General features: G+C 61.8%; 10 protein-coding genes and 2 pseudogenes. 7 read left to right on the top strand and 5 right to left on the bottom strand.

Annotation, left to right across the window (positions count from 1 at the left end; genetic code table 11):
* The 4 genes and pseudogenes from AC19YT_RS04765 to AC19YT_RS04750 form a co-directional block, all read left to right on the top strand.
* Nucleotides 1-1,253 (top strand): annotated as a pseudogene (locus AC19YT_RS04765) (hypothetical protein); the annotation flags it as partial.
* Nucleotides 1,250-2,293: a DUF6708 domain-containing protein gene (locus AC19YT_RS04760; RefSeq protein WP_500609841.1), complete on the top strand. Its 1,044-nt coding sequence runs from the start codon at nucleotides 1,250-1,252 to the stop codon at nucleotides 2,291-2,293. The pseudogene AC19YT_RS04765 and the gene AC19YT_RS04760, both read left to right, overlap by 4 nt.
* A 195-nt stretch (nucleotides 2,294-2,488) precedes the next feature.
* The gene (locus AC19YT_RS04755) at nucleotides 2,489-3,067 is read left to right on the top strand and encodes a hypothetical protein (RefSeq protein WP_500609840.1); all 579 of its coding nucleotides are present in this window, start codon (nucleotides 2,489-2,491) and stop codon (nucleotides 3,065-3,067) included.
* Nucleotides 3,064-4,107, top strand: coding sequence for a DUF6708 domain-containing protein (locus AC19YT_RS04750; protein WP_500609839.1), 1,044 nt, complete (start codon nucleotides 3,064-3,066; stop codon nucleotides 4,105-4,107). The genes AC19YT_RS04755 and AC19YT_RS04750 overlap by 4 nt, the downstream gene beginning before the upstream one ends.
* Nucleotides 4,108-4,397: 290 nt before the next feature.
* Here the strand turns inward: AC19YT_RS04750 and azu are convergent, their stop codons facing one another.
* Nucleotides 4,398-4,844 carry an azurin gene (gene azu / locus AC19YT_RS04745; protein WP_500609838.1) on the bottom strand — a complete coding sequence of 149 codons (447 nt, stop codon included), beginning with the start codon at nucleotides 4,842-4,844 and terminating at the stop codon, nucleotides 4,398-4,400.
* A 342-nt stretch (nucleotides 4,845-5,186) separates the two neighbouring features.
* On the opposite strand from azu, the pseudogene AC19YT_RS04740 reads away from it, so the two are divergent.
* Both AC19YT_RS04740 and AC19YT_RS04735 read left to right on the top strand, forming a co-directional pair.
* Nucleotides 5,187-5,408: pseudogene (locus tag AC19YT_RS04740) on the top strand (TIGR00730 family Rossman fold protein); the annotation flags it as partial.
* A 68-nt stretch (nucleotides 5,409-5,476) separates the two neighbouring features.
* Nucleotides 5,477-5,659, top strand: a complete 183-nt coding sequence (locus AC19YT_RS04735) for a hypothetical protein (RefSeq protein WP_095109371.1) — start codon at nucleotides 5,477-5,479, stop codon at nucleotides 5,657-5,659.
* Between the two features lie 130 nt (nucleotides 5,660-5,789).
* Here the strand turns inward: AC19YT_RS04735 and AC19YT_RS04730 are convergent, their stop codons facing one another.
* From AC19YT_RS04730 to AC19YT_RS04715, 4 genes are all read right to left on the bottom strand, one after another.
* A complete protein-coding gene (locus AC19YT_RS04730; RefSeq protein ID WP_500609837.1) occupies nucleotides 5,790-6,680 on the bottom strand; it encodes a transglutaminase family protein in 891 nt (296 codons plus the stop codon).
* Entirely contained in the window at nucleotides 6,680-9,169 is a 2,490-nt protein-coding gene (locus tag AC19YT_RS04725) for a circularly permuted type 2 ATP-grasp protein (protein ID WP_095109369.1), read from the bottom strand. Before AC19YT_RS04725 ends, AC19YT_RS04730 begins: the two co-directional genes overlap by 1 nt.
* A 51-nt stretch (nucleotides 9,170-9,220) precedes the next feature.
* The gene (locus AC19YT_RS04720; RefSeq protein ID WP_095109368.1) at nucleotides 9,221-12,502 is read right to left on the bottom strand and encodes a transglutaminase family protein; all 3,282 of its coding nucleotides are present in this window, start codon (nucleotides 12,500-12,502) and stop codon (nucleotides 9,221-9,223) included.
* A 227-nt stretch (nucleotides 12,503-12,729) separates the two neighbouring features.
* Nucleotides 12,730-15,033: a YgiQ family radical SAM protein gene (locus tag AC19YT_RS04715; protein ID WP_095109367.1), complete on the bottom strand. Its 2,304-nt coding sequence runs from the start codon at nucleotides 15,031-15,033 to the stop codon at nucleotides 12,730-12,732.
* A 180-nt stretch (nucleotides 15,034-15,213) separates the two neighbouring features.
* On the opposite strand from AC19YT_RS04715, the gene AC19YT_RS04710 reads away from it, so the two are divergent.
* The gene (locus AC19YT_RS04710) at nucleotides 15,214-19,197 is read left to right on the top strand and encodes a dermonecrotic toxin domain-containing protein (protein WP_500609836.1); all 3,984 of its coding nucleotides are present in this window, start codon (nucleotides 15,214-15,216) and stop codon (nucleotides 19,195-19,197) included.
* The last annotated feature ends 2 nt before the right edge of the window (nucleotides 19,198-19,199 follow it).

The raw sequence follows: 19,199 nt of genomic DNA, 5'->3' as shown, positions 1-19,199 counted from the left end.
CCCTGGAAGACGCCGCGACCCCCGCGGCCGGGGCGGCCAACCCCTACGCCCTGCGCAACGTGCTCAACGCCTTCGGCCTGGTGCTGGATCACTATGACCAAGGCCTCCTCGGCGGCGGCCTGGCCCGCGTTGCCCGGCTCACGCACCAGATATCCGGGGCGGTGGTCAGCAGCCTGGGCAAACCCTTGAGGGCCGGGGCCTCGGGGGCTTACGACCTGAGCGTGCGTTACCGGATGGTCGGCCTGCTCGAAGCCCTGTCGGGTAAACAGATCGTGTCGCTCTCGACCATCGCATCCGACGGGCAAATGGCGCACATCATCAGCGAAAAGATCGCCTTATTGCAGCCGGGCATCGACCGTAAAGCCTTGCAGGACAAAATCAGCCAAGAACTCAAACAACTGGACCAACAACCGGGCACCCGCAAAGCCACCGGCCAAAAAAACGCCCGGCAGAAAAAGACCTTCACCTGGAACCTGATGTACGACGCCGACGTGGGCAAAACCTTAAGCCTCGACCACCGCGGCAAAATCAAGGAAGGCAGCACGGTATTACTGACCCAAGACCAACTAAGGAAGGTCATCACCGACCGTCATTTGACCTTGCCAAGATTGGCGAACACGGAGGTGGGAGTCAGCGTGGTGGGCGGAATATTGGATGGATGGAACGGCTACATGGCGATGGAGTTGATGGAGAAAGAGGGCGTGACAGTTAAATCGGGCATCAACTTGACGGCGGCGGCCTTTAGTTTGACGGGGGCCGGGGTGGACATGGCGGACCGGGTGTTGAAGCGGTATCCGGAGGTGGGGAGTCGGTTGGCTAGGCCGTTTGGATCGACGGTGGAGAAAATAGTTAGGTCTTTGGGTGGGCTGGGGGGTATTGCGAAGGGGTTGAGTGTGGTTGGCAGTGTTCTTACGGCGTTTGTTGATTTTATAAGTGCATGGGAGGCGAGGGATAAAAATGACTATCCCATACTTTTTTTGCGTGGCGCCAGTGGTATTTTAGGCCTGACCGCTACATTCTTAATGTTATTTGGTGGGATGACTGTTGGGATTGGTATTATTGTTTTTCTGACCATCGCTGGCTTGTCATTGTTAGGGGATTGGTTTATCAACTTGCTGCGCGACGACAAAATAGAACAGTGGCTGGATAAAACGCCGTTTGGGAGTAACGAGTCCACCCCCTTCGCATCTTCGTTTGAACAAGATAAGGCGTGGAATGAACTGCTGGGGCTGAACGCGGGAGGTGGCCTGTGATTAAAGATACGCGACCATACGATGGTTGGCTGACCCGTTATAAAATCAATAGACCACTGAGTAAGCCTGAGATTGAAGGCAGGCTTGATGTAAAAATACCGATCAATCTACCGCCAATGGATAGCGGGCTGATTAAGATTAATAGTATATTAATTGAGTATATTGAGCGCTGGTTTTTTCAGCGTGGCTGGGCCGCTATGGGTTTCATACCTATAGTTATGATGTGTCTGTATTTATCATTATTGTTTGGGACTACGATATATGAGCCGGGATCTAATGGGGATGTAGATTTTGCACGTATTATTACGGGTTGGAGCATGACGCTAGTGCTGGTTGCGTTTATGGTAGTGGCGTGCCTGTTCGGGATATTAAAAGATTTTTTCTGTTACACCCATTACCCCATTCGCTTCAACCGAATAAATCGCAAAGTCTACCTCTTTCGGCACAATAAACAGAACGGTGTCATGACCCTGGATTGGGATAAGGTCCATTGGTGTGTCGGGCGGGGTCGTGATGTGGGGCATTATATTTATGAGCTGCGCGGTCATGTGCTGGATGACGACGGTATCGTGCGTTACACCTTCGCCGTCGGCCAGTATTGTGAAAGCCATGCAGAAATCCTGCAGCACTGGGAAGCGCTTCGCTTGTATATGGAAGAATCACCAGCGGCCTTGCCTTACCCACCCCTTGCTTTATCGATCTCGACTCGGCCGACCTTTCGCAATTGTATGTTGCTGGTTATTAGTTGGTTTGACGGCTATCAGTCTATAAAGCTGTTCTTATTCAGCATGCTGTATGGTTTTTTTCGTTGGCTTGCTTTAAGCACTTGCCGCGAACCTCGCTGGCCGAGCGAAGTTGAAGCCGAGTGCCAAATCCCGATCAATGATCCCTATCAACGAACAGCCCCCATGACTGTAGGCGAGTACCCCGATTTCGATGAAGAGGATAAGCGTCAACAAAACGAATATGTAGCATTCGCCAGAGCTGCTGCCGCTGCCTATGAAGAAGCCCACTCAAAATCAAAAGCCCCTGAAGTCTGAATGACTCCCCTAACCCAATCCTAGAGTTCTCGACCTCGGCGTCCAACGAGCAAAAATTAAACATGGAAGGACGGTATTACTTACTCAAGATCAACCAAGGAAGGTCATCACCGACCGTCATTTGACCTTGCCAAGATTGGCGAACATGGATGTTGGGGTCAGCGTCATGGGCGGAATATTGGATGGAACGGCTACATGGCGATGGAACTGATGGAGAAAGAGGGCGTGACGGTTAAATCGGGCATCAACTTGGCGGCGGCCTTTAGTTTGACGGGGGCCGGGGTGGATATGGCAGACCGGGTGTTGAAGCGGTATCCGGAGGTGGGGAGTCGGTTGGCTAGGACGTTTGGATCGACGGTGGAGAAAACAGTTAGGTCTTGGGGGGGGCTGGGTGGTATTGCGAAAGGGCTGAGTGTGGTTGGAGGTATTCTCAAGGCGTTTGTTGATTTTATAAGTGCATGGGAGGCATCGAATAAAGGGGACTACCCAGTTGCCTTTTTACGGCTTGCTGTCGGAAGTTTAGGGCTGGCCACCACAGTTGCTTTGGTAGTTACAACTATGACTGCTGGCGCGGGTATTATCCTCTTCTTGACTATTGCTGCACTATCATTGTTGGGGGAGTGGATTATCGATCTGCTGCGCGAAAACAAAATAGAACAATGGTTGGATAAAACACCGTTTGGCAGCAACAAATCTACTCCCTTTGTATCTTGGGCTGAACAAGATAATGCGTGGAATGAACTGCTGGGTCTTAGCGTGGGAGGTGCCCAGTGAGTAAAGATACACGAGTGTTTGAAGGATGGTTAACGCGCTACAAAATAAATAGGCCGCTGAGTGAGCCTGAGCTTGAAGGCAGGCTTGATGTAAGAATGCCAATCCATCTACCGCCAATGGATAGCGGATTGATTAAAATTAACAGTGTGTTTGTTGAATGTATTGAGCGCTGGTTTTTTCAGCGCGGATGGGGTGCTATGTGGGGGGCGCCTCTAATTATTATGTGCGTATGCTTTGCGCTTGTATTTGGGACTACCATATATAACCCGCCGCCTGGCATAGCGGTTGATTTTGCGCGAATTATGTTTGGATGGTTCGCGACGATAGTGCTCTCTTTGTTTGTGATTGCAATCTATGTGATTCTTCTGGGGAAGGACTTTTTCTGTTATACCCATTACCCCATTCGCTTCAACCGAATAAATCGCAAGGTCTACCTCTTTCGGCACAATAAAAAGAGCGGTGTCATGACCCTGGATTGGGATAAGGTCCATTGGTGTGTCGGGCGGGGTCGTGATGTGGGGCATTATATTTATGAGCTGCGCGGTCATGTGCTGGATGACGACGGTATCGTGCGTTATACCTTCGCCGTCGGCCAGTACCGTGAAAGTCATGTGGAAATTTTGCAGCACTGGGAAATGATTCGCTTGTATATGGAAGACGCCCCGGCGGCGTTGCCTTATCCCCCCCTAGCACTAACTCTTTCCACTCGCCCCACTTTACGCAACTGTATGTTGTTGAATATGAGTTGGCTTGGTGCGCATCTATCCAAAGCGGTTTTTATACTCAGCGTGTTATGGGGATTGTTCCGTTGGCTTGCGTTAAAAACTTGTCGCGAACCCCTCTGGCCAAATGAAGTTGAAGCCCAATGCCAGATTCCGGCCAATGATCCCTATCAGCAAAAAGAGCCCATTACGGCGGGTGATATTCCTGGCTTCGATGATGAGGATGAACGCCGGCGATCTGAATACCTGGAATTCGCCAGAGCTGCTGCCGCTGCCTATGAAGAACACGGCTCACAATCAAGAGCGCCCGAAGCCTGAGTGCGACACCTGGTCATTAGTGATCCCTAAGCCGAACGTGTTGTCTGCGAGGAACCGTTTCAGGCAACGCTTTAGCGCTGCTTGCTCATCAGCAGAATGCGGGCTAATGCCGATCAGTTGAGCCCTCTCGCTTGAACTTTGGCTGCTGCAAATTAGACGAGAGGAATGCGTTTAGCCCTGGCCATCAGGCTTGATACCCCCGGAGTATCCGATCAGAAATAAAAATGCCAGTCAGCTTAACTGACTGGCATTAGCCCCTGAGGGCGTTTTTTTTGCAGCCGGGGCCTGAATCACTTCAGGACAATGGCGCCTTTCATCATCGAGTTGTGGCCTGGGAACGAGCAGAAGAACGAGTAACCGCCCGCATCGGTCAGTTTCGACACGTCGATGGTCAGCGAGTCTGTCTCGCCAGCACCGATGATCTTGGTGTGCGCGATCACACGAGCATCGCCTTCCTTCAGGTAGTTCTTGTCCAGGCCGGCGCTCATGCCGTCGGTGGCAACGCCTGCCATGTCAGCAGTCTTGCTCACGACCAGGTTGTGGCCCATGACGTTTTTCGGCAAGGCACCGGAGTGGGTCAGTTCCACGGTGAAGGTCTTGCAGCTCTTGTCGATGGTGATTTCCTTGGTGTTGAAGGACATCTGGTCGGTGGAATCGACAGTGACCTTGCACTCTGCAGCCAACAATTGGCCGCTGGCCAGTGTCAGCAGGGAAACCGCAACGAGTTTTGCAAACATGGTGAATCTCCAAGGCAGGGTTAACGAAAACGCTTATCACCCCAGATTGCCTTAAATAGCAAAAAGTTCCTATGACCTGTATCAACGAGCGGTCTACAACTTTCGGGCTATGGCAGCGATACACACAATCAAACGGCCATTAGTACTGCAGGCGCCCACAATCGGGCCTTTCCTTCCTCTCTGGAGCGCTTGTGATGCCCCTCAATAGCCTGTTATGCAGTTTGCTCGCCGCCTACGCCTGTGGCGCCAGCGGCACCTGTGAAACGCCGTCACGCCACGGCTAAGGCGCTCACGCCCCGAACGTCAGGCACTTCGCTCACGCCGGTTGGGGGTGCAGCACAGGGCCCGCTCGGCGACCACGGCAAAACCCTGGGGCTGCGGCAAGGGAACGGTTTCTACAAGAAACTCATCGTTTTTTTCGATCACGTCGTCGGCGAAGGCTTCGTGCGCGAGCAGCACCGTGCCATGCTGCAGGACGGCGAATCGCCGGCCACCCTGCTCGATGCGCTGGATGCCTGGCAACCGGTGGCACTGCCAAAGTGGGCCGGACAAAAACCCGGCTAACCCTTGTGCCTCGTTTACGGGCAGAATACGCGCCGCTCAACCTCACCTTCGACCCCAGAGGATCGCCCATGGCAAAACCTAATTACTCCTTCGCCAAACGTCAGCGAGACCTGGCCAAAGAGCAGAAGAAAGAGGAAAAGCTACAACGCAAGAAAGCCGCCGCCGATGAAGAGGCCGCCGCCCTGAACCCGGATGCCGAGGGTGAAGTGGATGCCCCCGACGCCGACACAGAAGAAACCCCGCTCCCGTAGGTAGGAAGCGGGTTCGCCCGCCCCGGGGTGCGTAGCAGCCCAAAAACCGACAACAACGATGTAACTGCGTAACTTGAACGAGTGCTTTAGGGGCGCCTCGCCCCCCCGCGCGGGCTAGCCCACTTGCTACTTACGGCACTGGCATCACGGTCACCCGCACCTCCGGGTCGTGGTTGCCGCCCCCCAGAATGACCCCACGCAACGGCGACACATCGGAAAAATCCCGGCCCCAGGCCAGGGTGATGTGTTCCAGCGCCGGTTGCACGTTGTTGGTCGGGTCGAAATCCACCCAGCCCAGTTGCGGGCAATCCACCGACACCCACGCATGGGACGCATCGGCGCCGATCAGCCGTGGCTGGCCGGGCGGTGGCTGGGTCAGCAGGTAACCGCTGACGTAGCGCGCCGCCAGCCCCCGCGAACGCAGGCACGCCAGCATCAGGTGGGCGAAGTCCTGGCACACCCCGCGCCGCCGCTCCAACACCTCCACCAGGGGCGTCGCCACCTGGGTCGCTTCGGCGTCGAAGGTGAACTCGCAAAAAATCTTTTCCATCAATGCCCGCACCCCCAGCAACAGCGGGCGCCCCGGCGCGAAGCAACTGGCCGAGAACTCGACGAAGCTGCGCTTGAGGTGCACATAAGGCGACTCGAACCGGTAGCGGCAGGCCTGCAACGCCGGCGCGGCGAGGGGGCTCCCGCTGTAGGCGAGGCCGTCGCGAACCTGCTCCCAGGGCGGCGATTGGTTGAAGTCCAGCGCCGCCCGCGCCAGCACCTCGACGCTGAGCCGCGCACTGACCTGCAACTCATCGTGGGGCCGCTCGAACGCCAGGCGCGTCAAGGGGTTGCCGAACACGTCCAGCTCATCGCGGCGCGTCGAGGGTGGCGGGCTGACCTGCAATTGCTGCTCGGTGCAGCGCTGCCACGGGCATTCACGGGGCCACAGGTGAGCCAGTTGCTGGGCCAACGACACCGGGCTGTCGTAGCGGTAGTGGGTGTCGTGGAGGATCTGGTAGTGGGCGCTCATCACACGGACACCGTTTGCTGGCTGACATCATCGACGTGGGCGAAGTGGCGCAAGGCCAGGCGATCGGACACCTGGCCGCTGGCGTCGGCGATGCTCTGCAGCAGTTCGGCCAAGCCGTCCAGGGCCGCGCGCACGCTGGTTTCACCGAACAGCGGGTTTTCCAGGCAACCCAGGTCAAAACGCGCCAGCCGTTCGATCAACCCCGGCAGGACGCTGTCGCGGGGCGCGCCGAAGTCGTCGTTCAGGCGTTTGAGGGTACGCGCCACCAATTTGAGCTGGAATAGCAGCGCGTGGGGGTTCTGTTCGTCCAGCAGCAACAGGTCGAGTACCGGGATCAACTGCGCCACCGCCAGGTAGCGCGAGCGGTAGGTGATGCTGCTGTTGCCCAATTCCAGCAACCATTCCAGCGCCGCTTGGTCTTGCGCCCCGGCGCCGCGCAGGAACGCCGCCAGGCTGTTGCCCAGAAACTGCAAACGCTCCAGGCGCCGGCCGATCATCAGAAACCGCCAGCCTTCGTCGCGAGTCATGTCGTCCAAGGCAAAACCGGACAGCGCCGCCAGAGACATCACCAAACGGTTGAGAAAATCCATCAGTTCGCCGAAGTCCGGCTCGTCGGTTTCCAGCTCCAGGGCTTCGCGCTGTAACTCCACCAGCGCTTGCCAGTTCTCCCGCGAGAGCTTGCCGCGCACCTGCGAGGCCGCCCACTGCAAGCGTTGCAGGTTGGCGCGCAGGCTACAGGCCCAGTCGTCCCCTAGCATCGCTGCCAGCAAGCGCTCAGGCAGTTCGCCCTCGTCGGGCAGCAGCAACAGGCGTTCGCCCAAGTCGACTGCCGCTTGCAGGGCCTGGGGGTCGTCGCCGTCCACGTAGCGGGTGAGCATGATGCGCAGCAGCCGCGCACTGTCGTCGCAGCGCTCGCAGTAGCGGCCGAACCAGAACAGGTTTTCCACCACCCGCGAGGGCAGGTAGGGGTCGCGCCGCACCAGATCGTGCACGCCCAGGGTGCGCTGGGTTTTCCATTGCTCGCCGGCGGGTGCGCGGTCTCCGAGCACCCAGGTGTCCTTGCTGGCGCCGCCGCGCTGCATCGACACCACTTGGGCGTGGGCCTGCGCCGCCACCCGGGTCAGGCCACCGGGCAGCACCCGATACCCCTCGGCGCTGGCCACGGCATAGGCGCGCATGCCGATGGCACGCGGTTGCAACTGGCCGCCATCGGCCTGCCACACCGGCGCCTGGGACAGCTGCGCCACTTCCTGGGCAACGTAGGCGTAGGGCCGCGCTCGCATGCGTTCGATCAAGGCTTCGCGTTCGGCCGTGCTGAGGTCGCGGCCCACCACCGGGGCGAAGCTCTGGGACGGGAACGCCGGTTTTATCAGCAGGTCCGGGAGTTTCTCCAGGGCCTGGGCCAGCACCGGCGCCTCGCCGCACCACCAAGTGGCGATGGACGGCAAGATCAGTTCTTCGCCGAAGAGAAATTCGCTGATCTTCGGTAAAAAACCCAATAACCCCGGAGATTCCAACACGCCGCTGCCCAAGGCATTGGCCACCAGCACCCGGCCCTGGCGCACCGCGTCGAGCAACCCCGGCACGCCCAGGGCCGAGTCGGTGCGCAGCTCCAGCGGGTCGCAGAAGTCGTCGTCCAGGCGCCGCATGATCGCGTGGACTCGGCGCAGGCCATTGAGGGTCTTGAGGTACACCGTGGCGTCGCGCACCGTCAGGTCGCCGCCCTCCACCAACGGGTAGCCGAGTTGGCGCGCCAGGTACAGGTGCTCGAAGTAACTCTCGTTGAAGCGCCCGGGCGTCAGCAGCACCACCAACGGCGGCTCGTCCTCGGCGCCGGGAGCCTGGCGCGCCAGGGTTTCTTGCAAGGTGCGGAAGAACCCGGCCAGGTGCTGCACCTGCAAGTCGCGGTACAACTCGGGGAAGGCGCGGGAGACGATGGTGCGGTTCTCCAGGGCATAACCGGCGCCGGACGGGGCCTGGGTACGGTCGGCGGTGACCCACCAGCGGCCGTCCGGGGTGCGCGCCAGGTCCACGGCATACAGGTGCAGGAACGTGCCATCGGGGGGCGCGATGCCCTGGCAAGGCCAAAGGAAGTTGTTGTGGCCGAACACCAGTTCAGCCGGCAGCAGCCCTTGGGCTATCAGCCGTTGCGGGCCGTAGAGGTCGGCCAGCACCGCGTTGAGCAGGCGCGCACGCTGGGCGATGCCGGCACTCAGTTGCGGCCACTCTTCGGCGGCGATCACGTGGGGCAGCAGGTCCAGCTCCCAGGGCCGGTCGGCGCCCTTGGGGTCGGCGTAGACGTTGTAGGTCACGCCGTTTTCGTGGATCTGCCGCGCCAGCAAGGCCTGGCGTTGGGCCAGTTGCGCCGGGGTGCTGCGCTGCAACTGGTCGAACAGGCGCCGCCAATGGGCCCGCACCGCGCCGCTTGCGTCGAGCAGTTCGTGGTAGGTGCCGGGCGACAACGGGTAGCGGTCTAGCAGGTCTGGCATGGCAGGCTCGGGCAAAAATTCAGGATGATCTGCAAACAGGTACACCCGCGCTTACTGCGCGGTGTGGTCAAAGCGGCGCAAATCCAGGGTCATGGGCAGTTCGTTGTTGATAACCGGCGGCGTCGCCGTCCACGGCCCGGGGCTGTGGCCCAGGCGGAAGAACCGCGCCATGCGTCGGCTCTCGGCTTCGTTGGCGTTTACCGGCAGGCTGTCGTAGTTGCGCCCGCCCGGGTGGGCGACGTGGTATTGGCAGCCGCCCAGGGAGCGCTGCATCCAGGTGTCGAACAGGTCAAAGACCAGCGGCGCGTGGGCCGCGATGGTGGGGTGCAGGCAATTGGCCGGTTGCCAGGCGCGAAACCTCACCCCAGCGACGAACTCGCCGATGCGCCCGGTGGCGTGCAGCGGCACCGGGACGCCGTTGCAGGTCAGCGTGTAGCGGTCCGGCGCCAGGCCCTTGAGCTTGACCTGCAAGCGCTCCAGGGACGAATCGACGTAACGCACCGCGCCGCCCGCCGCGCCCTCCTCGCCCAGCACATGCCAAGGCTCCAGGGCCTGGCGCAGCTCCAGCTCGACGCCGCCGACCGCGTAGTCGCCAACCTTGGGGAAGCGGAATTCCAGGTGCGCGGCGAACCACTCGGCGCGCAGGGCATAGCCGGCGGCGTTGAGTTCGACGATGACATCGGCGAAGTCCTGCTCGATAAAGTGCGCCAGCATGAAGCGGTCATGCAGCTCCGTGCCCCAACGCGCCAATTTGGCCGGGGCGTAGGGCTGGCGCCAGAACCGCGCCACCAGCGCCCGCAGCAGCAACTGCTGGGCCAGGCTCATGCGCGCATGGGGCGGCATCTCGAAGGCGCGTAACTCCAGCAGGCCCAGGCGCCCGGTGGCGCCGTCCGGGGAGTAGAGCTTGTCGATGCAGAACTCGGCGCGGTGGGTGTTGCCGGTGACGTCGATCAGCAGGTTGCGCAGCAAGCGGTCTACTCGCCAGGGCGGGCAGTCCTCACCCGGCGCGGGCATCTGTGCGAAGGCGATTTCCAGCTCATACAGGCTGTCGTTGCGCGCCTCGTCTACCCGTGGTGCCTGGGACGTAGGCCCGATAAACAGGCCGGAAAACAGGTACGACAGCGACGGGTGGTTGTGCCAGTAGCTAATCAGGCTGCGCAGCAGGTCGGGGCGGCGCAGGAACGGCGAGTCGGCCGGCGTGGCACCGCCGAGAACGAAGTGATTGCCGCCGCCAGTGCCGGTGTGGCGCCCGTCGATCATGAATTTTTCGCTGCTCAGGCGCGTCTGCCGGGCCTCTTCGTAGAGGAATTCAGTACGCTCCACCAACTCGTCCCAGGTGGCGGACGGCTGCACGTTGACCTCGATCACGCCAGGGTCGGGGGTGATGCGCAGGTTGCTCAGGCGCGGGTCGGCGGGCGGTTCGTAGCCTTCAAGGAGGATCGGGCAATGCAGCGCCTGGGCGCTGGCCTCGATGGCGCTGACCAGTTCCAGGTAATCCTCGAGCCGCTCCAGCGGAGGCATGAACAGGTACAAGCGGCCCTCCCGCGCCTCGGCGCACAGGGCGGTGCGGGTCAGCCAGTGGGCGGATTCATCCACCTCGGGCACGCGCTCGTTGGCCACGGCCGGTTCCCCCGGCGCGCGGTTGGCGGGCAGCTCGGGCAGTTCCTGGTTGGGGTCGCGCGGGTGGACGAAGGGGTATTCGGCGGCGCTCACCCAGGGTTGCGAGGCCAAGGGCAAGCGGTAGCCCAGGGGCGAATCTCCCGGCACCAAGCGGCAATCGTGGTCGCGCAAAAACCAGCGGCCGCTTTGCCACTGCTCGCCACTGGCAGTGCGCGCCAGCGGCAAGACCTGGCCGATGACCTTGCCCAGGCCCTGGCTGAACACTTTGCGCAAGCGCGCACGCTCCAGTTCATCCTCCAGGCGCGAATCTTCGGCGCGCACATTGACGGGCAAGGCGCCTTCGCGCCACAGGTAATAGACGTGGTCTTCATAGGCCGGGAACACGAAGCGGCTGGGCAACTTCAGGCGTTCGGCGACGCTGGCCAGAAAACGCCCGGCCAGTTCGCCATCGGCGCCGTAGTCTTGCTGCTCGTCGGCGATCAGCGCCTGGTTGTGCCACAGCGGCACGCCGTCACGCCGCCAGTACAGGTTCAGCGACCAGCGCGGCAGCGGCTCACCGGGATACCACTTGCCCTGGCCGAAATGCACCAGCCCCTGGGGCCCATAGCGTTTGCGCAGGCGCTGGAACAACTCGGCCGAGAGCCGGCGCTTGGCCGGGCCCAGCGCGGTGGTGTTCCACTCGGCGCCATCGGGGTCGTCGATGGAAACGAAGGTCGGCTCGCCGCCCATGGTCAGGCGCACGTCGCCGGCCGCCAGGTCGGCATCGATCTGCCGGCCCAGGGCCTGGATCGCCAGCCACTGGTCGTCGGTGTAGGGCTGGGTGACCCGCGGCGCTTCCCAAATCCGCTCCACGGACATTTCGTGGCTGAACTCGCACTCGCTCGGTTCCACCAGGCCACTGATGGGTGCCGCCGAAGACGGATCGGGGCTACAGGCCAACGGGATATGCCCTTCCCCGGCAAACAGCCCGGAGGTGGCGTCCAGGCCGATCCAGCCTGCGCCGGGCAGGTACACCTCGCACCAGGCGTGCAGGTCGGTGAAGTCCACCTCGGTGCCGGACGGGCCGTCCAGGGCTTTGACGTCGGCGGTGAGCTGGATCAGGTAGCCGGACACGAACCGCGCCGCCAGCCCCAGGTTGCGCAGCAGTTGCACCAGCAACCAGGCCGAGTCGCGGCACGAGCCGCTGGCGTGCGCCAGGGTGTACTCGGGGGTTTGCACCCCCGGCTCCATGCGGATCAGGTAGCGGATGTCGTTGCTCAGGCGCTGGTTGAGGGCCACCAGAAAGTCCACGGCCGGCAGCGGTGTGCGGTCGATGCCGTCCAGGTAGGCCTTGAAGGCCGGGGTCAGGGGCAGGGTTGCCAGGTACGGCGCCAGCTCCTTGCGTTCATCGGCGCCGTAGCTGAAGGGGATTTTTTCCGCGTAGGGCTCAAGGAAGAAGTCGAAGGGGTTGAACACCGCCATTTCCGCCAGCAGGTCGACCTCGATGCGCAGTTCAGCGGTTTTTTCCGGGAACACCAACCGCGCCAGGTAATTGCCCTGGGGGTCTTGTTGCCAGTTGATGAAGTGCTGCTCGGGCCACACCTTCAGGCCATAGGAAAGCACCCGCGTGCGGCTATGGGGCGCCGGGCGCAGGCGAACGATCTGCGGGCCGAGCTCGACGGCGCGGTCGTAGCGGTAATGCGTGACATGGTGCAATGCGACATGAATCGACACGGCGTGCCTCCTGCGAGCCTTGGGCGTCTTTGAAAGCGCGCAAGAGTTATGCCACCCGGCATCCTCGGCGCTTTCTCCATTTGCTCAACGCAGTACAGCACCAAAACCGCGCAATGCAGGATTTGTGCAGGTGGCAGGCGCACATAAATGTGGCGAGCCCTGCTCGCGATGCCCCCAACGCAAAACGCCAGCCCGAAGGCTGGCGTTCTATCCACAGGCGCTGGCGCTTAGCGCGGCACGACCGGTTTGCGCGCAGGTTTGGGGCCCTTGCCCTTGGCCGCGTCCTTGCGTTCCTTGGCGGCCTGCTGGTTGCGGGCGAACGCGGCGGCCTTGGCCTGTTCGCGCTTGTCCCAGGCATTGCCGCCGTCACTGGCACGCGGCGGCAGGCCGGTGTGCTGGGTGAGGATCTTGGTGGTTTTTTCCTGGGCCACTTTATGGCTGCCCGCCGGCGTGGAGTTCTTGCGCCGGGCACTCTGGTAGCTGTCGGTGGCCGGTTGGTGCAGCGGGATCAACTGGTTCTTGCCCGGCCCGATCAGGTCGGCACGGCCCATGCGGGTCAAGGCTTCGCGCAGCATCGGCCAGCCCTTGGGGTCGTGGTAGCGCAGGAACGCCTTGTGCAAGCGGCGCTGTTCCTCGCTCTTGACGATGGTCACGCTGTCGCTCTTGTAGGTGACCTTGCGCAGCGGGTTCTTGCCCGAGTGGTACATGGCGGTGGCGGTGGCCATGGGCGAGGGGTAGAACGCCTGCACCTGGTCGGCGCGGAAACCGTTGCCCTTGAGCCATAGGGCCAGGTTCATCATGTCTTCGTCGGTGGTGCCGGGGTGGGCGGCGATGAAGTACGGAATCAGGTACTGCTCCTTGCCTGCCTCCTTGGTGTACTTCTCGAACATGCGCTTGAACCGGTCGTAGGTGCCGATGCCCGGTTTCATCATCTGGTTGAGCGGCCCTTCCTCGGTGTGTTCCGGGGCGATCTTCAAGTAGCCACCCACGTGGTGGGTCACCAGCTCTTTGACGTACTCGGGCGATTCCACCGCCAGGTCGTAGCGCAGCCCCGAGGCGATGAGGATCTTCTTCACCCCCGGCAACGCACGGGCGCTGCGGTACAGCTGGATCAGCGACGAGTGGTCGGTGTTCAGGTTCGGGCAGATGCCGGGGAACACGCAGGACGGCTTGCGGCACGCCGATTCGATTTCCGGGCTCTTGCAGGCGATGCGGTACATGTTCGCGGTCGGGCCGCCGAGGTCGGAGATCACGCCGGTAAAACCAGGGACTTTGTCGCGAATTTCTTCAATCTCGCGAATGATCGACTCTTCGGAGCGGTTCTGGATGATCCGCCCTTCGTGCTCGGTGATGGAGCAGAAGGTACAGCCGCCGAAGCAGCCGCGCATGATGTTCACCGAGAAGCGGATCATGTCGTAGGCGGGGATTTTCTCCTTGCCGTACGCCGGGTGCGGAACGCGGGCGTAAGGCATGCCGAACACGTAGTCCATTTCATCGGTGGTCATGGGAATGGGCGGCGGGTTGAACCAGACGTCCACTTCGCCATGCTTCTGCACCAAGGCGCGGGCGTTACCCGGGTTGGTTTCCAGGTGCAGCACGCGGTTGGCGTGGGCGTAGAGCACCGCGTCGTTGCGCACTTTTTCCACGGAGGGCAGGCGGATCACGGTCTTGTCGCGGGTCATCTTCGGGCTGGCCAGCAGCTGCACAACCTTGGCTTCGCTCGGGTCTTCGACCGGGCCTTTTTCCTGCTCGATGGCGCAGGCCTGGGTGTCCTGGGTGTTGACGTAGGGGTTGATGATCTTGTCGACCCGGCCCGGGCGGTCGATGCGGGTGGAATCCACCTCGTACCAGCCTGCCGGGGTGTCACGGCGGATGAACGCGGTGCCGCGCACGTCGGTGATGTCTTCGATCTTGTGCCCGTAGGACAAGCGCTGGGCAACTTCGACAATGGCCCGCTCGGCGTTGCCGTACAGCAGGATGTCGGCGCTGGCGTCGATCAGGATCGAGTTGCGCACCCGGTCCTGCCAGTAGTCGTAGTGGGCGATGCGGCGCAGCGAAGCCTCGATGCCGCCCAGCACGATAGGCACGTTCTTGTAGGCTTCCTTGCAGCGCTGGCTGTAGACCAGGCTGGCGCGGTCCGGCCGCTTGCCCGCCATGCCGCCGGGGGTGTAGGCGTCGTCGGAGCGGATTTTCTTGTCGGCCGTGTAGCGGTTAATCATCGAGTCCATGTTGCCGGCCGCGACGCCGAAGAACAGGTTCGGCTCGCCCAGTTTCATGAAGTCGTCTTTGGACTGCCAGTTGGGCTGGGCAATGATCCCGACGCGAAACCCCTGGGATTCCAGGAGCCGGCCGATGATCGCCATGCCAAAGGACGGATGGTCGACGTAGGCATCACCGGTGACGATGATGATGTCGCATGAATCCCAGCCGAGCTGATCCATCTCCTCCCTGCTCATGGGCAGGAATGGCGCTGGACCGAAGCATTCGGCCCAGTACTTGGGATAGTCAAATAACGGCTTGGCTGTTTGCATGACGGTGACCGGTGTTGAGATGAAAAATCGCGGGCGCGGAATATAGCACAAAATTTGACCAATTCCGACCGCAACGGTCGGCCTTTACCGCCTCGCGCCCCACTCGCCTGTTTTGCCCCGCCCATGGCACTAGATATCCAACGCAGGCGCAGGCAGCGGAGCAATAGTCTGGCCCGAACGATGGCCCACTCATTCCGACCTGCGGTGACCCACTTGAACGACGCCTCTCCCGTTGCAAAAGCCCTGCCCCAGCACGCCCGCTTCATTCACTACCACTTGCCGACATGGCTCAAGCAAGCCACACCGCCCCTGCGTGCCGCCCTGCGCACCAGCCTGCTGGCCAGCAACCAGTCGCGGCATGACATGGCCGAGCTGCTCAGCCCCCTGCAAAACCCGGTCGAGTTTGCCAGCCCACTGCTCAAGAACGCCTTGCGCCAGGAGTTCCTCGACCTGCTGGACAGTGACCGCACCACACTGGTGCGCGAATGGAAAACCACCCACATCCTGGGCCTGGTAAAGACCCACCGGCAAACCACCACACAATCGCTGCTGGAAGCGGCCCTGCAGAATTTCGACGCGGCAGAGGCTGAGGATGGCGGGTTCGAGACCGGTTCCGGCCTGTACACCGACGAACACGGCAGACAGGAAAAAAGCGTCGTCACCCCGGTCATGTTCGCCGGGTTCTGCCGACGCCTGAACCTGGGCCAGCGCTTCCAGGAGCACCTGGACAGCGTGCTCAGCGCCACCAGCGGGCCGGACGCGGCGACCGTGTTACGCCGCTGCGAGCAGGACGCCCTAGCGGTGGCCGCCCATATCGCCAGGATCAAGGGGGTCATCTCCCCACGCCTGTATGAATCGCTAATCACTCTGCAAGCGAACGGCGAACACCCCGACCTGCGCTGTGCGCACTTGACCATCAACAACGTGCCACTGCCCGGCATTCTGGTGATTTACGACAAACACATCGACGCCGAGCAGGTGCTCTACATCCCCCAAGACCCCTACGGCCCCTTGTACCAGTACCCGTCGTTCCAGGCCCTGAAAGATGCGCTGGCCAACCGCCTGGAACAGCCGGGTTACGAGACGTTCTTCAAACGCTTCGTGCCCCAGCGCCACCACGGCCGCCTCTATACCCTTAAGCCCCACACGTACCGATGGGTCACCCACTGGCCCAACGGCCCCCGCCTCATCAACGAGCCGGCGAGCATCGTCGAGCCTGTGGCGCGCCAGTTGATCCAAGGCGATGTGCTGAGTGCCAGTGCCGCGCTGCACATCGCCAAGATCAAGGAGGATGCCAAAGTGCTCGCCGTGTCCTCAGCAGACGCCGATCTGGCCGCCCGCGAAGTACGCCTGCAAGGCTATGAGGACCTGGGCAAATCGCTGTTGTTCTTCGCCCTGTCCTTCGTGCCGGTAGTCGGCGAAGCGATGCTGGCGGTGACCGCCGCCGAAGTCATCCACTCGGTGTACCACGGGTTCGAATTCTGGAGCCGCGGGGACAGTGTCGCCGCCCTGAACGACCTGCTGGACGTGGCCGATACAGCCGCATCGCTGGTATTTACGGCGGCCGCGGTCAAAGCCGGCGGGGCCGTGGCCAAGCTGGTCAGCGTCAAATTGCGCAACGGCAACTGGCGCCTCTGGAACCCGGACCTGACACCTTACCGGCAAACCTTGCAGTTGCCCGGCGCCCTGCCCCCCGATAGCCGCGGTTTGTACGCGTTCAACGCCAGTCACTATGTGCGCCTGGACGACCAGCTCTACCAGGCGCAACTCGACACGGCCAGCAACCAGTGGCAACTGCTACACCCCCAGGACCCGGACGCCTACCGCCCGCCGCTGCTGAGTAATGGCGCCGGCGGCTGGCGCCTGCCCCATGAGCGCCCGCAGGAATGGAACAACCTCAAGTTGATAAAACGCCTGGGGGCAACCACCGCCCATATCCAGGCCGAGGATGTAGAGCCGCTCATGCTCATCAGCGGCATCGACCAACCCGCGCTGCGCCAGTTGCATCAGGAAGGCATGCGCCCGCCCGCGCTGCTGCGCGACAGCGTGAAACGCCTGAACCTGGAACGGGCCATCGACGGTTTCGACCTGGCGCAGGCCGAAGGGCGAACTCTGACGCCTGAGTCACCCTTTATCCAACTGCACCTGGTGACCCTGCTGCCCGAATGGCCAGCCAGCCACAGCGTGAAAGTGCTCGACCCGTCGGGCAACACCCTGCTCGCGCTACCCGCCGCCGAGCCGCAAGGCGAGCGCGAGATTCAAGTGCCGCTGGCCCGCTTGCGCAACGGCCAATTGCTGCAATGCCTGGAAGAGCAACTCGACACCGACACCTACCTTGCCCTGATTGACGACACCTACTTGCCCTACGTCAGCAACCCCGACCGACTGGCCTTGCGCCTTCACGAAGAGGCCCTCGAATACAAGAAGGCCTTATTCGCGCGGCTCTACCAGGGCACCGAGCAACCGGAGACCACGACCGAAAAAACCCTGCGCCAACTGCTGCCCGACCTGCCCAAAAGCTACCTGCAAGACCTCAGCCTCAGCCTCGGCCACCCTGAGCAGCAACGCCTGGTGCGCGAGGAAAGCCTAAACCCGCTGATGCACGAAGAAGCGCTGCAGTACCACGAAGAGGTGCTGGCACGCGCGCCCTATGAAGGCCTGTTCCTCGACACCCTGCACAGCGCCGACAGCGATCTGCTGGCGTTTGTTTGCCTGGAGCAACTGCCCCGCTGGCCCCAGCACCTGCGCCTGGAGATGCGCGACGCCCTGCACAACAACCGTTTGCTGGGTAGCGTCGGCGATGAGACCGCTACTCAAACCCTCACCCTTTCCCGCAGCGCCAGCACCTATGTGGTCGCCGATACCCCACGCCAGACGCCCGCCGATCTGTTCACCACCCTCGCCCGCGCCCTGCCCGAAGCCGATCGCAACGCCCTGTTCGGCACGGCCCAAGTCGAACCCAGAGTCATTCACGACGCCCTACGCGCGACCGTGAAACAACGGGTGGAAAATGCCGTGGCCTACATGCAAGCGAGCACTGCGGTGGATACGGCCGCGGCCAGCCCTGGCGGGGGCTTCGATGAACTGTTCGCCGTGCCCACCACCCCGCCACGACTGACCCTGCGCGAAGACAATATCTATGAGCAGCCCCGCCGGGATGTGGGTGGCTACAACCATTACGTGCAGGAAAACAATCTGTATTACCAGGTGCGTAACGCCAACCCCGGCTGGCAACTGGTGGACGCCCGCAACCCCTGGCGCGCTTACAAACCCTACATCCGCCCCAAGACCGACGGCGGCTGGGAAATCGCCACAGACGCCGGCTTGCTGGGTGGCGGTATCGGTCCTTCGCGCTACCGGGCGGTGGAACCGAGCAGCAGCACCTTCTACACCGCTTCGGACTACCTCATGCCCGAGCCGTTTACGACGCAAGAGCTGGCACGCATGCGCCAACGCTCGGCGACCAACGGCGTACCCAACAAGATCGGGGAGTACGACCGGGTCAACAATGGCCGCTACCCACTGCGCGACAACTATGACCGACCGCTCTACATCACCCAGATCCGCCCGCCGAACGACGAACCACGCTTCGCCACGGAGCTGGTGATGCCTTATCTGGAGCGCGAGGGGTATGAACGGGTAGCACAGCTCTATGAGGAAAAACTGAAAGTGCGCACTTTTATCGAAAGCGACGCGCGCAGCCCGCAAGAACGGGTGATGATCGGCCAACACACAGTGGTGGCCCGCAGGGACCTGCGCAAGGATGAAATTCTGGGGGTTTATGGCGGGCGGTTGATCCCCAGGTGGCGTGCCGACCAGAGCAACAATGCCTTTGTGATCGACGTGGAAGACCTGCCCCCTTACAAACGGGCGATTCGCGAACGCTTGCGTGCTGGCGATTACTTGTCGGGCGACAACATCCTTTCGCGTATCAACACCCTGTTCGAGTTCCCCAGGAACCGCTCGCCCCGCCAGGCCCGCCAAGGCTATAACGCCCATATGGTGAGCTACGCGGTGAAGGCCAGCCGTGGCCAAGAGGAGGCGCAGAGCTTGCAGATCAGCGTGCTGTTCACCCTCACGGACATCCCCGCCGAAACGGAGCTGCGCTGGGACTACGGCTACACCTCGGAGCAGATCCGCCGGATCATGACCCGAGCGCCGTGAGA

This window comes from Pseudomonas sp. MF08875, assembly GCF_059862525.1.
Note: the sequence above shows the minus strand (reverse complement) of the source record. Positions and strands in the feature narration are given on the sequence as shown.

Bases quoted from the DNA above. Each gene is read 5' to 3' on its own strand.
- AC19YT_RS04735 (WP_095109371.1), top strand. From the start codon at position 5,477: ATGGCAAAACCTAATTACTCCTTCGCCAAACGTCAGCGAGACCTGGCC.
- azu (WP_500609838.1), bottom strand. From the start codon at position 4,844: ATGTTTGCAAAACTCGTTGCGGTTTCCCTGCTGACACTGGCCAGCGGC.
- AC19YT_RS04710 (WP_500609836.1), top strand. From the start codon at position 15,214: ATGGCCCACTCATTCCGACCTGCGGTGACCCACTTGAACGACGCCTCT.
- AC19YT_RS04730 (WP_500609837.1), bottom strand. From the start codon at position 6,680: ATGAGCGCCCACTACCAGATCCTCCACGACACCCACTACCGCTACGAC.
- AC19YT_RS04725 (WP_095109369.1), bottom strand. From the start codon at position 9,169: ATGCCAGACCTGCTAGACCGCTACCCGTTGTCGCCCGGCACCTACCAC.
- AC19YT_RS04715 (WP_095109367.1), bottom strand. From the start codon at position 15,033: ATGCAAACAGCCAAGCCGTTATTTGACTATCCCAAGTACTGGGCCGAA.
- AC19YT_RS04755 (WP_500609840.1), top strand. From the start codon at position 2,489: ATGGCGATGGAACTGATGGAGAAAGAGGGCGTGACGGTTAAATCGGGC.